Source organism: Rhodopseudomonas telluris (assembly GCF_042432815.1).
GTDB lineage: Bacteria > Pseudomonadota > Alphaproteobacteria > Rhizobiales > Xanthobacteraceae > Rhodopseudomonas > Rhodopseudomonas telluris.
Genome location: NZ_JBHLWM010000001.1, coordinates 665644 through 678883, shown reverse-complemented (window position 1 = coordinate 678883; position 13240 = coordinate 665644). Strand labels below are relative to the sequence as shown.

Here is a 13240-nt window from a genome sequence, read left to right as displayed (position 1 = left end):
TCAGTCGGCTGGCAGCGCCTTCAACACCGCGTCGCACGCTGACACCACTATGTCGGCGTGGTCGCGCGTGAAACACAGCGGCGGACGGATCTTCAGCGTGCTGCCGAACGGGCCGGCGGCGCCGATCAGGATGCCGTGCTCGCGCAGGCCGTTGATCACCGCGGTCGCGATCTCGGGCGCCGGCGTTTTCGTTTCGCGATCGCGGACCAGTTCGAGGCCGATGAACAGGCCCGATCCGCGCACGTCGCCGATCTGAATGTGGCGATTGCCGATCTCCCGCAACCCGTCCATCAGATAGCCGCCGACGCGGCTGGCGTTGTCCATCAGGCCTTCGTCGCGGATCACGTCGAGCACCGCGAGGCCCGCGGCCGCGGCCACCGGATTGCCGCCGAACGTATTGAAGTACTTGGTTGCAGCGGTGAAGCGATCGATCAGCTCCGGCCGCGTCGCGACGCCGCCCATCGGAAAGCCGTTGCCCATCGGCTTGCCCATGGTGACGATATCCGGCTCCACACCGTGCCGCGCGAAGCCCCAGAACGCCGTGCCGGTCCGGCCGAAGCCGGGCTGCACCTCGTCGGCGATGAACAGGCCGCCATGCGCATGCACCACGTCGACCGCCGCCGCGAGGAAGCCCGGCGGATCGGCATAGACGCCGTCGCTGGAAAAGATCGTATCGACCAGCAGCCCCGCGAAGCCAATTCCAGCGCGCTGCAGATCGGCGATCGCCTGTTCGATGCTGCGCGCAAAGCGCGCGCCGATGTCGTCGCCCGGATCGCGAAACGATTCCGGCGCCGGCACCACGCGCACATGCGCCGGTGGCTGCCGCCCGGGCCACGACGAGGGCGACACGTCGCTCACCGCCGTAGTGTTGCCGTGATACGCGCTCTCCGTGACGACGAAGCCGCAGCCGCCGGTCGCCGCACCGGCGATCCGGAGCGCCAGATCGTTGGCCTCGCTGCCGGTGCAGGTCAGCACCAGCTGACTGATCGGTTCCGGAAACGTCGCGAGCAGACGCTCGGCGTAGCTGTCGACGACGTCGTTCAAGTAACGGGTGTGGGTGTTGAGCTGTGCGGCCTGCCGGCTGATCGCCGCCACCACGGCCGGATGCGAATGGCCAACCGAGGGCACATTATTATAGACATCGAGATAGCGGCGGCCATCGGCGTCGATCATCCAGACGCCCTCGGCGCGCACCATGCGGATCGGCTCCTGATAGAACAGCACGGAACTCGAGCCGAACGAACGCATCCGGCGCTGCAGCGCCGCGCGCAATTCCGGATCGGCGGGGCCGGCCGCGTTCGGATCGAACGCGTTCAACGCCAGGATTTCCTTGTCGCGCGCCACGTGCCCTCCCTCGACATTCGCCTGCGAGCTGTGCATCGCAACACATCCCGACCCGGCGCACTGTGAGCCAAGGTGGAAGCTCCCACAACCTCGCCACAACGTCGGCAACGGCATTGCGGAACGATGGATGAGGTTTCCTGCACCGCATTGCAACGGGACCTCATCATTCGATGTGCACCGCCGATAGGGAGTATTAGCCGGCCGCTCCGCCTATTATTTGCGCAGGGCGCCGCCCAACATATGGGGGAGTTGCCACATTCTTGGTGTGGACTCGCAACCCCGTCGGCCTGAAGCTCCGCACATGGACCGGACTGCAGATCCCCCCGTCGGGGATCGTGAAGCCGGTCTCGTCGAGGGCGCATGGTAAGCATCCCGGTCACGTCAGATTCCGACCAGCTCGCGGTTCGAAAATCGCGGCGTCCCGATGGCGACCGACTGTCCAAATCGGCCCGCCACCAGCACATCATCTCGCAACTCACCGCTGCGCCGACGCTGCGCGCCTCCGAGCTTGCCGCCGTGCTCGGCGTCTCGACCGAGACGATCCGGCGTGACCTCATGGAGCTGCAGGAGCAGAAACTGATCAATCGCACCTATGGGGGCGCCTCGCGGCCGTTCGCGCTGGAGCCCTCGCTGGTGGATCGCAAGCGGCTGCTGATCGTCGAGCGCGAAGCGATCGCGGCGGCCATCGCCGAGCTGATCCAGCCCAACGAGGTGCTGATGCTCGGCGCCGGCGCGACGACGTTTCATGTCGCCCGCCGGCTCGCCGCCACCGCGCGCGACATCACCGTGATCGTCAACGATTTCGCGATCGCCGGCGCGCTCGCCACCAACGGATCGATCCGCATCCTGTGCTGCCCCGGCCGCTATCACGCCACCGAAGGTTACGTGTTCGGCACGCAGACGATCGCCAGCATCAACAGCTACGAGGCCAACCGCGCCATCGTCGGCGCCACCGGCGTCGGCGCGCGCGGCATCAACGACGCCGACGAGGAAGCCGGCGCGGTGTACGGCGCGATGGTGAAGCGCGCGGCCGAGGCCATCATCGTGGCCGACCACAGCAAGTTCGAGCAGCGCGCCCTCACGGTGTTCGCGCAATGGAGCGAAATCGACCGCTTCGTCACGGACCGCCCCCCCGAAGGCGCGCTCGCCACCGCCGTGCGTGAAGCGGGCACCGAACTCATCGTCGCCCCATGCTGATCTCCCGAGACTCTTCTTCGTCCGCCCCGCCAGAAAGGGTAATTGCCATGCATGACACCATGACCAGAAGCACCCCGACGACGATGCGGCAGATCCAGATCGGCCGCCTGCAGATCGACAGCGTCGCTGCCGATCAGGCCTATGTCTGGAAAAGCGAGATCGCCGACCTCGACCGCGACGCCTGCTACATCCTGGCGATCCCGACCTCGGGATGCGTGACGCTGACACAGTGCGGCGAGACCAAGATTGTCCGCGCGGGCGAATACGTGCTGCTCGGCCAGCGCGGCTCGACGGCGCTGTCGGCGGCGGCCGGCCTGCGGATGCTGATGCTGCACATCCCGGCCACGGAGCTGCGCGGCCGGCTGGTGTCGGTCGAGGATCACGTCGGCGGCCGGTTCTGCGCCAATGAGCGCATGACCTGCCTGCTGGTCGATCTGGTGAAGGGCATCGCCGATCTGTTCGCCGATCGCGCGCCGCCGAACCCGCAGGCGCTCGCCACCGAGATCGTCAGCTTCGTGGCGCTGACGCTCGGCGCCGAAGATCGCGGCGCCGCGATCGACGTGCGCAACACCCGCTATCAGTTGCGTCGCAGAATCTTCGATTTCATCGAGAAGCATCTCGGCGACCAGAACCTGTCGCCCCGCAAGATCGCCGAGAGCAGCCGGATCTCGATGAGCTATCTCTACAGCCTGTTCAACGACGACGAGACCACCGTCGGCCAGTTCGTGCAGGTGAAGCGCCTGCAGCGCGCCTACGAATTGCTGGTCGCCGATCCCAAGGGCCATCGCACCGTGGCCGAGGTCGCTTACGAAGTCGGCTTCAAGAACGTCTCCCACTTCTCGCGCAGCTTCAGCCGGCACTTCAGCATTGCGCCGCGTGACGTGCGCCAGGCCGGCAGCGCCGATCCGGCGGCGGCTGCAAAGCCAGCGCGCGACCGCAAGGCCGCAGGCGCGCGTCGCTTCGGCACGGCCTATTGGGAAGCCGACCGGCTGCAGGAGACGGCCTAGCCGGTCTCCACCTTCCTTCCTGTTTAACGACCCCTGCCGGAGTTTCCCGTGGCCACGTCCGATCACGCCTCGATCGAAGCCGAGCTTGTCCCGTTCTTCAACGATCTCGCCGACGCCGCCGGCGTCATCGCGCGTCATCACTTCCGTACCCGGATCGACTTCGAACAGAAGGACGACCTGTCTCCGGTGACGATCGCCGACCAGGGCATCGAGCGTGAGTTGCGGCGACGGATCGAAGCCCGCTTCCCGGACCACGGCATTCTCGGCGAGGAGATGGGCTCGACGCCGGGCGAGCGATACACCTGGTATCTCGACCCGATCGACGGCACCAAAAGCTTTATCTCCGGAATGCCGCTGTTCGGCACGCTGATCGCACTGAACGACGATCGCGAGGGCTGCGTCGTCGCCGGGATGATCGACATGCCGGCGCTCGGCGAGCGCTGGTACGGCACCGCTGACGGCGCCACGTTCAACGGCCTGCCGGTGAGCGTCAGCGCCACCACCGAGCTGGCTGCGGCACAGATCTACACCTCGTCGCCGGATTTCTTCACCCCGGAGGACTGGCAGCGCTACGACACGCTCAGCCGCAAGGCGATGTTCCGCCGGTTCGGCGGCGACTGCTATCAATACGGCCTGCTTGCCTCGGGCTATTGCGACCTCGTGGTCGAGACCTCGCTGAAGTCGTTCGACTTCATGGCGCTGGTGCCGGTCATCGAAGGCGCCGGCGGCATCATCCGCGACTGGGCTGGGCGCCCGCTCGACCCAAGCTCCGACGGCCGCGTCATCGCGGCGGCGAACGAGAAGCTGCTGGAGCAGGCGCTGGAGGTGCTGGATCGGGCGTGAGCCGGACGGCTCTCGTCTGGCACTCTTGCTGTCACGCCTGCCCGCCGCGTCGATCGGTTCGCGTTGAACGCGAGCGCACGCGTTGCCGCGCCGCCTTTACTGGTTTGCGCACGGCGGTCTCGTCCCAAGCCAACGGACGACCATCCTTCGCACGCAGCTCGAGCCTGGCGACAGGAGCCCCGCGTTCGGCGTCGACGATTGAGGATCGCGGTTCGCCCGGGTCATAGAGATGGTCTTCACCCCACTGGCGCAGCGCGACGATCACGAGGAAGAGCGCGCGGCCTTTGGCTGTCAGGACGTATTCGTTGTAGGCGCTGCCGTCCGAGGCCGGCGCGATTGTCAGGATGCCGCGCTCGGTCAGATCGCGAAGCCGCGTCGCCAGCATGCCCTTGGCGATGCCCAGATTGGTTTGAAACCCGCCGAAGCGCCGGATGCCATCAAAGGCGTCCCGGATGATCAGCAGCGACCACCAGTCCCCGATGACATCGAGTGCGCGGGCCACCGGGCACTCCGCGTTCCGCATGCTGACCCGCTTCACCATCGGCCCGCTCCCTGTCGGCGATCTGGTCTTAAAATAGAACTAGAACGGACGCGCCGCAAGTAGTCTTATGATGAGACTATTTAGGTGAGTGGAGGAAATGCGATGCGGCGCGCGGATGGAAGCATGGCTCAGGACGCCGGGACGCCCGGCGCGTCGCGGCTTACCTCCCTGATCTTCGCCGTCGCCGCCGGCCTCAGTGTGGCGAACATCTATTACGCGCAGCCGCTGCTCGACGCGATGGCGGCGGATTTCGGCATCGCTCCCGCCGTGATCGGCGCAGTCGTGACGCTGACCCAGATCGGCTACGGGCTGGGACTGATCTTCATCGTTCCACTCGGCGATCTGCTCGATCGTCGCCGTCTCATCATCGTCCAGGGATTGCTGTCGGCTGTTGCGCTGATTGCCGTCGCGACCGCACGAACGGAGGCGATCCTGTTCGCCGGTATGGCGGCGATCGGGCTCCTCGCCGTGGTGGTTCAGGTTCTGGTCGCATTTGCCGCGACGTTGGCCGCGCCGACGGAGCGGGGCAAGGCAATCGGAGCCGTGACGAGCGGTGTCGTGATCGGAATCCTCGCTGCGCGTTTTGTCGCGGGACTACTCGCCGATCTCGGCGGCTGGCGGGCCGTCTACGCGACCTCCGCCGCACTGACGCTGGTGATGGTGGCTTTGCTCGCCCAAGTCCTGCCACGCCATCTGCCGCGGGACAGCGACGACAGCTATCCGGCGGCGGTGCGCTCGATCCCGCGCCTGTTCTCGCGCGACCCGATCTCGGTCGGACGCGGCCTTCTGGCGTTGCTGATTTTCGCGTCGTTCAGCGCGTTCTGGACGGCGCTGGTGCTTCCTCTCAGTGCCGAGCCGTTCGGTTATTCGCATACCCGGATCGGACTGTTCGGGCTCGTCGGCATGGCGGGGGCCATCGCGGCGACCGCCGCGGGCAAACTGGCCGACCGCGGTCTCGGCCAATGGACCACCGGCATTTCGCTATTGCTGTTGCTCGCGTCGTGGGCCCTGCTCGCCCTGTTGCCGGTGTCGATCGTCGCACTGATCGTCGGGATCGTCGTTCTCGACCTCTCGGTCCAGGCGGTTCATGTCACCAATCAAAGCATCCTGTTGGGCCGGCACCCGGAGGCGCGCAGCCGATTGATCGGCGGCTACATGGTGTTCTATTCGATCGGAAGCGCGCTCGGCGCGATCGCCGCGACGATCGCCTTCTCCCGGGCGGGCTGGGCCGGGGTGTCGACGCTCGGCGCCGGATTCAGCTTGCTGGCCTTGCTGGTCTGGTCGCTCACGCTTCGGCTCGGGACGGTGTGCGCGGCCGCGACGGATGCGATCACACCATCCGCAGCCAGCTGTCCCAGCGCGGATCGTACATGAGGCTGCGGGCGCGCATGTATTTCCAGATGCCGTATTTCTGGTAGTCGAAGTCCCACTCCTTGAGCTTGCGGTTGACCACAGCCCAGGAGGCCCATTTGATATCGGCCAGCGAGCGGTTGAGGATCACGCGCGCGACCATCGAGGGGCGGACCTCGCCGCAATATTGCTCGATCAGGCCGAGCGTGAGCTGCTCGTCGAAGAACATTTCGGCGAACAGCACGCCGAGTTCGTAGCTGCGCTCATTGTTCGAGGCGAATTCGTAGTCGATCAGCCGCATCGGCTTCGGCGCCGACGGATCGGCGCTGATCAGGAAGTTGCCCGGCATCGGATCGTTGAAGCACGGCACCAGATCGAGGCCGGACGCCATGAAGGCGTCCTTGGCCTGGCGATAGCGATGCTCGATCCACGGCATGTCGGCGGGGAAATGCGCGCCGAGTTCTCGGCCCTGCTCGATGTGCTCCTCGATCATGTCGAAGATCGTCTTGGTCTGCGCCAGCGCCGGGCCGGCATGCAGCCGGCGATACAGCGCCAAAACGTCCGACTGGATCGCGGCGTCGCCGAAATCGCCGTTGGTGCAGGCGCGATAGCCTTCAAGGAATTCGCTGACTTCGAGGCCGTCCTCGGCATCGAAGAACACCACCTCGGGCGCGATCTGCATCGCATGGGCGTTGCGCGCCGCCTCGTTGGCGGTGACGCGGTCGATGAACATCTCCGAGCCTTCGCCCGGCACCTTGACGAAGTAGCGACGGTCGTCGCCGTCGATCTCGACGATCCAGTTCTGGTTCATCAGGCCGCCGACCAGCGACGCGTAGCTGAAGCCACGTCCCTGCCATTGCGGCACGCGCTTCACCGCCGCTTCCAGCGCCTGTTCGTGCTCGGTGCCGGCCTCGCCGGCGCGCCGCTTGATCGACATCAGACCCTCCGCACCATGTCGCCGAAGCGCGGCTCACGCACGGCCATCGAGCAGCGCAGGAAGCGCCAGCTCGCGAATTTGTAAAACTCGAACGTGTTGCGCGGCGATTTTGCCGACAGCAGCGCGCCGATCAGTCCATGGCGCAGATCGTCGGCGATGCCGTAGATCCGCGTGCGATTGAACGCCGATTCGTCGAAGCCGCCGGTCGCGCGGATGAAGGCGTCGCGCGCTTCCGGCTCGCGGTCGAACGCTTCGACCAGAAGGCTGCCGAGATCCTCCAGCGGATCGGCATTGCCGGCGCGGTCCCAATCGATCAGCCGAACTTCGCCCGCATCGCTGATCAGGATGTTGGAGACGTTGCCGTCGCCATGGATCGGCGCGGTCTGCACCGGCACGCTGGCCAGCGCCGCCGCGGCGAAGCGCAACTCCGCCATCATCCAGTCGATGTCGGAGGGCAGCTGCGCGTTGATCTCCTTCACCGCCTGATAGAACCGCTCGATCTCGTCGAACACGCCGGCGCTGCGAGGCAGCGGTGGTCCCTCTTGAAAGCGTTTGCGCGCGGCGATCACCGCGTCGACCAGCTTGGGATCGAGCATTCGCTCCAGCGTGCCGACGCGCCAGCCGGCGTTGAGGTCTTCCATCACCAGCACGCCGGTGGCGGCGTCGGCGACATACACCTTCGGGCCGATACCGAGCTTGGAGGCGCGCTGCGCCGCCTCGAACCCGCAGGCGACGTCGATATACAGCGCCGCGTCGGGGTCCATCACCTTGACGAACAGGCTCTCGCCGCTCGCTTTGTCGGTGGCCCGCCACGGCGCGCCGTCAACGCCGCGCCAGCTCGGCGAGGCCAGCACGGACAGCGCCGGTTCGATCACCAGCGACCGGTCGCTCCAGCCCGGAACGGCAGCGACGTGGCTTCGGACCTGCTGCATCTGCGCGTCGAAACTGATCATCAATTCTCCCGACCTTGCGCACGCCGCATGCCGTCGCCGGCAGCGGCCTGTCTCCTGCGTGAAGTTTCCTCAGGATCGCCGCAAAGGGGATGTCCGCCGTTCCACCAAATCGTGCCGATGAAATCTCCCGTCGTTTGCCGGTCCGCAAAGTCCGCTATCCCGAAGGGAAAGGCCCCGCATGTCCGGGGCGGCTGCGGAGTGACGGATGTCGATTGAAGAGCTGATTGCCATGAATCTCGGCGACCTCGCGGACGCCTATGCGGCGCGCAAGCTGTCGCCGGTCGAGGTGCTGCAAACCGTCATGGCGCATGCCGAGGCCGTCAATCCCGCCATCAACGCGCTGTTCTGCTTCCGCCCGGACGAGGCGCTGAGCGCCGCGCGCGCCTCCGAGGCGCGGTGGAAGGCGAACACGCCGGCCGGCCCCCTCGACGGCGTGCCGATGACCGTGAAGGACAGCGTCGCGATGGTCGGCTGGCCGTATCTGCACGGCATCAAGGCCAATGCGGAGCTGCCGCCATCGAGCTACAACTCGCCGCCGGCGATCGCCCTGCAGGAGAGCGGCGCGGTGATCTTTGCAAAGACCACCATGCCGGATTGCGGCCTGCTCGCCGCCGGCGTCAGCTCGATGCACGGCATCACCCGCAACCCGTGGGGCCTCAAGTGGAACACCGGCGGCTCGTCCGCGGGAGCCGGTGCCTCGGTCGCGGCCGGCGCCGGCCTGGTATCGGTCGGCACCGATATCGCCGGCTCGGTGCGCTTGCCGGCGGGCCACTGCGGCCTCGCCTCGCTGAAGCCGACGCACGGCCGCATCCCGCATCTGCCCGCCGATACGATGCGGATGGCCGGCCCGATGGCGCGCAGCGTCGACGACGCCGCGCGGCTGCTCACCGTGCTGACGCGCGCCGACGAACGCGACACCTGGAGCTTCCCGAACGACGGCACCCAGTATCACCAGCGTCTCGGCCGCGACATCAAGGGCCTTCGCATCGGCGTGCTGACCGACATGGGCTTCGGCGCGAAGCCGGAGCCCGCGGTGCGCGGGGCGATCGAGGCCGCCGGCCGATTGCTCGCCGGCGCCGGCGCGATCGTCGAACCGATGGCGCCGCCGCTCGATTTCGACGGCTACGCGCCGATCGACCTGTTCCTGCAGGTGCGCGGCTTCGTCGAAGTCAGCGGCCTGCCGCCGCATGGCGACGACGGCATCAATCCTTACGTCAAGGCGTGGGCGATGGGCGGCGAGCGCCATTCCGGCGCCGACATGTATCGGGCGCTCGGCGCGATCGGGAAGATGAAGACGGCACTGCTCGCGGCGTTCGAAGGCTGGGACTACGTGATCGCGCCGGTGCTGCCGGTGGTGAACTTCCCGGCCGAGGAGCCCGGCGTATCGCGCGAGGTGCCGCTCGCCCACACGGTGTTCACCGCGATGTTCAACCAGACCGGCCAGCCGGCCGCCACCGTGTGCACCGCGTTCGACGACAGGCATCTGCCGATCGGCGTGCAGGTGATCGGCCATCGCTGCGACGATCTCGGCGTGCTGCAGATCGCCAAGGCGCTCGAGCAGCTTCGCGAGGTGACGATGGACTGGCCGCTGACGCCGCGGGCCTGAGGAGAGCAGCGTGGCGCCAGAACTGCACCAACTCCTCGCGACCTTCGCCGGCTTCGGCGCGACCGAAAATGGCGGCGTCTGCCGCCTCACCGGGACACCGGAGGACAAGGCCGCACGCGATCAGTTCGCCGTCGAACTTGCGCAGCGCGGGCTGCGGCTCGATCTCGACGCGATCGGCAACATGTTCGGCACCGCGCTGCTGGCGTCCCAATCGTCGGACGCGGTGCTGGTCGGCTCGCATCTCGACAGCCAGCCGACCGGCGGACGCTATGACGGCGTGTATGGCGTGCTTGCAGGCCTGCTCGCGGTCGAGACGATCGCGGCGCGCGCGGCGGCGATGCCCGGCGCGGCGCGGCGCAACCTCGTCGTCGTCAACTGGACCAACGAGGAGGGCGCGCGGTTTCAGCCGAGCCTCACCGGCAGCTCGGTCTATGCCGGCACACAGTCGCTCGAACAGGCGCTGGCGCTGGCGGACGGAAACGGCGCGACGCTCGGCGATGCGCTCGCGGCGATCGGTTATCGCGGCACCGGCGCGCTGCCGCTGACGCCGCTGCGCTACGTCGAACTGCACATCGAGCAGGGCGCCCGGCTGGAAGACAGCGCCACCGAGATCGGCCTGGTGGAAGGCGCCTGGTCGGCGCGAAAGATCTCCGTGGTGTTCGAGGGCGAAGCCTCGCACACCGGCCCGATGCCGATGCCGCGCCGCCGCGACGCGCTGCGCGCCGCGGCGCGCTGCATCGACATGCTCTACGAGGATCTCGACGAGGGCGCCCATGCGTCGGCCGCGCGGATCAGCGTCTATCCGAATTCACCGAACGTCGTGCCGTCGCGCGTGCAGGTGTGGTTCGAGATCCGCCACGAAGACGAAGCCGTCGCCACCGCTATCGGCGATCGCTTCCTGTCGCGGATCGACTCGGCGATCGCGCCGCTCGGTGTCTCGGCCTCGATCGCCATCGACGAGCGCCGCGGCACCGCGCTGCTCGATGCGGCGGGAGTCAAGATCGTGGAACGCGTCGCCGACGAACTCGGCTTCAGCTCGATGCGGATGAAGACCGTCGCCGGCCACGACGCGCTCGCGCTGCAGAAACGCGTACCCGCGACGCTGATCTTCGTCCCGAGCCACAACGGCCTCAGCCACAACGCCCACGAATTTACGGCGCCCGAGGCGCTGGACAAGGGCTTGGCGGTCCTGACCGAGACGCTGTGGAAGATGGTGACGGCGGAGTAGCTCTCGCGCAACAGAGAGGAATGCTTCGCTGAACGCCGGGCTCAGCCCACCGCCACATGAGTTAGAGAAAGACAAAGACCGTGTCCCGGTGCGCGATGCGGCATGCAATGCCGCTTCGCAGACCCGGGACCCCGGTTGCTTTGCACGCGTTGCCCGGAGCCCTGGTTGATCCCCGAAGAAACCGGGGCCCCGGATCTGCAGCGCACCACGCCGCAAGGGCGGCGCGTTGCGCAGCTTCCGGGGCACGGGAAGTTGGAGAGTTACGTCGCGCCTTGCGCGCTGTTCACACCTCTCCGTCATTGCGAGGAGCGCAGCGACGAAGCAATCCAACGCCACGCATGCGGCCATGGATTGCTTCGCTTCGCTCGCAATGACGCGCGGCGAGGTCGAGGATCACTTCAGCGGCCTTACGCCGCCGCCGGCTCGGCCTCCGCAGTATCGAGCAGGTGACACGCGGCAAACCGCCCGGGCTGATGTTCCTGCAGGCGCGGGGTTTCGACGCGGCAGCGGGCGAAGGCTTTCGGGCAGCGCGAGGCGAAGCTGCAGCCGGGGGGGATGTCGATCGGGCTCGGCGGCTCGCCTTCGAGCAGAAAGTCGCCGGCGTTGAACGGCTTCTCCTCCAGCGTCGGCGCCGCCGACAGCAGCGCCTTGGTGTAGGGATGCTGCGGATCGAAGAACAGATCGCGGTTGTCGGCGATCTCGACCATCTCGCCCAGATACATCACGGCGATCCGGGTACAGACTTTGCGCACCATCGCCAGATCGTGCGAGATGAACACGTAAGTGAGATCGTTCTTGGCCTGCAGCCGCGAGAACAGATCGATCAGCTTGCCCTGCTCGCGCTGATCGATCGCCGACAGCGTCTCGTCGAGGATCAGCAGCTTCGGATCGAGGATCAGCGCGCGGGCGATCGAGATGCGCTGGCGCTCGCCCGTCGACAGCGCGTTCGGCAGCGCGTCATAGAGTTTCGCCGGCAGACCAACCTCGGCCATCGCGGCAGTCACTTTCGCGCGCATCTCTTTGCGCGGGATTTCGCCGCGAATCCGCAAGCTTTCCTCGATCATGCGGCCGACCGTGGTACGCGGCGGCAGCGCCGTGTAGGGATCCTGCAGCAGCAGCTGGAATTCGTTGCGCTTGCGGATCAGCTCGCGCGGCGTCAGCTTGGCGAGGTCCGTGCCGCCGAGCACGATCGTGCCGGTGTCGGGCGTCTCCAGCCACGCCAGCATGCGCGTCAGAGTCGACTTACCGCAGCCGGACTCGCCGACGATGCCGAAATTCTCGCGCGGCATGATGTCGAGCGTGACGCCACGCACCGCCTGAATGTTGCGATAGGTGTTGAAAGTGCCGCGCTTGCGCTGGCGATACGTCCGATGCACGCCGGCGACCCGCATCAACGGCGCTTCGCCCTCGGCGTGGCGCCGGACTGCCGGCCCCTCGCCGGCCGACCAGATCCGCGGCACGCTGTCGATCGCGCTGCGCGCGGCGTCGGTCTGCGGCGCCTTCAGCAGATCCTCGAACGGCTGCTCCTCGACGAAGCGTCCGTGATGCATCAGCGCGGTGCGCTTGCCGAACTGGCCGAGGATCGGCAGCGACGAGGTCAGGTAGATCGTCGCCATCTTGTGGCGCAGGCAGAGATCGTGCAGTAGCGCCACGATCTGCGCCGCGATGGTGACGTCGAGCGGCTGGGTGATGTTGTCGGCGATCAGCACCGCCGGCTCGGCGCAGATCGCGTCGACGATCATCGCACGCTGCATCATGCCGCCGGAGAACTTCGACGGATATTCGTAGTAGCGCTCCGCCGGCGACGGAATCCGCACCTCGCCGAGCAACTGGACGACGCGCTCGCGGCACTCGTTCGGAGTCCATTCCGGGCGCACGCTGTGCAGCTTCTCGGCGATCTGGACGCCGACCGGCATGGTCGGATCGAGCGAACTCTGCGGTTTGGAGCCGATATAGGCGATGTCGCGGCCGACCCGGAACGTGCCGGTCGACGTTTTCTTCAGCGTATCATGCCCGGCGAACATCACGCGGCCGGACCGATAGGTCAGGCTATCCGGCAGCCAGTCGGCCAGCGCGCGGCTCAGCATGGTCTTGCCGCCGCCGCTTTCCGCATAGATGCCGAAGATCTCCGAGGTGTGCAGGCGGAAGCTGATGCCGTCGAGGATCGGCGCGGTGCCCTCGGCGCGCGGCCCGACGGTGAGATTGTCGACTTCGAGGATCAGCGACAGATCCAT

General features: G+C 67.1%; 11 protein-coding genes. 6 read left to right on the top strand and 5 right to left on the bottom strand.

Annotated elements, in window-relative coordinates; translation table 11 throughout:
• Window positions 1–1380 carry an aspartate aminotransferase family protein gene (locus ACFFJ6_RS03100; RefSeq protein WP_378384240.1) on the bottom strand — a complete coding sequence of 460 codons (1380 nt, stop codon included), beginning with the start codon at window positions 1378–1380 and terminating at the stop codon, window positions 1–3.
• A gap of 324 nt (window positions 1381–1704) precedes the next feature.
• Between ACFFJ6_RS03100 and ACFFJ6_RS03095 the strand changes: the two genes are divergently transcribed.
• Genes ACFFJ6_RS03095 through ACFFJ6_RS03085 form a run of 3 tightly spaced genes read left to right on the top strand, consistent with a single transcriptional unit; the run spans window position 1705 to window position 4391 of the window.
• Complete coding sequence (locus ACFFJ6_RS03095; protein ID WP_378384237.1) at window positions 1705–2541, top strand: DeoR/GlpR family DNA-binding transcription regulator; 837 nt, start codon at window positions 1705–1707, stop codon at window positions 2539–2541.
• 59 nt (window positions 2542–2600) lie between these two features.
• A complete protein-coding gene (locus tag ACFFJ6_RS03090; RefSeq protein ID WP_378384235.1) occupies window positions 2601–3548 on the top strand; it encodes a helix-turn-helix domain-containing protein in 948 nt (315 codons plus the stop codon).
• Between the two features lie 48 nt (window positions 3549–3596).
• Window positions 3597–4391 (top strand): inositol monophosphatase family protein, encoded by a 795-nt coding sequence (locus ACFFJ6_RS03085; RefSeq protein ID WP_378384232.1) that lies wholly within the window; start codon window positions 3597–3599, stop codon window positions 4389–4391.
• 31 nt (window positions 4392–4422) lie between these two features.
• On the opposite strand, the gene ACFFJ6_RS03080 is transcribed toward ACFFJ6_RS03085, so the two are convergent.
• Window positions 4423–4932 carry a winged helix-turn-helix transcriptional regulator gene (locus ACFFJ6_RS03080; RefSeq protein ID WP_378384230.1) on the bottom strand — a complete coding sequence of 170 codons (510 nt, stop codon included), beginning with the start codon at window positions 4930–4932 and terminating at the stop codon, window positions 4423–4425.
• 123 nt (window positions 4933–5055) lie between these two features.
• Between ACFFJ6_RS03080 and ACFFJ6_RS03075 the strand changes: the two genes are divergently transcribed.
• Window positions 5056–6306, top strand: coding sequence for an MFS transporter (locus tag ACFFJ6_RS03075; protein WP_378384227.1), 1251 nt, complete (start codon window positions 5056–5058; stop codon window positions 6304–6306).
• On the opposite strand, the gene ACFFJ6_RS03070 is transcribed toward ACFFJ6_RS03075, so the two are convergent.
• Together ACFFJ6_RS03070 and ACFFJ6_RS03065 are read right to left on the bottom strand one after the other, a co-directional pair.
• Complete coding sequence (locus ACFFJ6_RS03070; RefSeq protein WP_378384225.1) at window positions 6263–7219, bottom strand: phosphotransferase; 957 nt, start codon at window positions 7217–7219, stop codon at window positions 6263–6265. The two genes, ACFFJ6_RS03075 and ACFFJ6_RS03070, sit on opposite strands and share 44 nt — an antisense overlap.
• Window positions 7219–8172, bottom strand: a complete 954-nt coding sequence (locus ACFFJ6_RS03065; RefSeq protein ID WP_378384222.1) for a phosphotransferase — start codon at window positions 8170–8172, stop codon at window positions 7219–7221. Before ACFFJ6_RS03065 ends, ACFFJ6_RS03070 begins: the two co-directional genes overlap by 1 nt.
• Window positions 8173–8377: 205 nt before the next feature.
• On the opposite strand from ACFFJ6_RS03065, the gene ACFFJ6_RS03060 reads away from it, so the two are divergent.
• Together ACFFJ6_RS03060 and ACFFJ6_RS03055 are read left to right on the top strand one after the other, a co-directional pair.
• A complete protein-coding gene (locus tag ACFFJ6_RS03060) occupies window positions 8378–9778 on the top strand; it encodes an amidase (protein ID WP_378384220.1) in 1401 nt (466 codons plus the stop codon).
• Window positions 9779–9788: 10 nt separating this feature from the next.
• On the top strand, window positions 9789–11006 hold the full coding sequence (locus ACFFJ6_RS03055; protein ID WP_378384217.1) for a Zn-dependent hydrolase: 1218 nt from the start codon (window positions 9789–9791) through the stop codon (window positions 11004–11006).
• A 407-nt stretch (window positions 11007–11413) separates the two neighbouring features.
• Here ACFFJ6_RS03055 and ACFFJ6_RS03050 read toward each other — a convergent pair whose 3' ends face one another.
• Window positions 11414–13240, bottom strand: a complete 1827-nt coding sequence (locus ACFFJ6_RS03050; protein WP_378384215.1) for an ABC transporter ATP-binding protein — start codon at window positions 13238–13240, stop codon at window positions 11414–11416.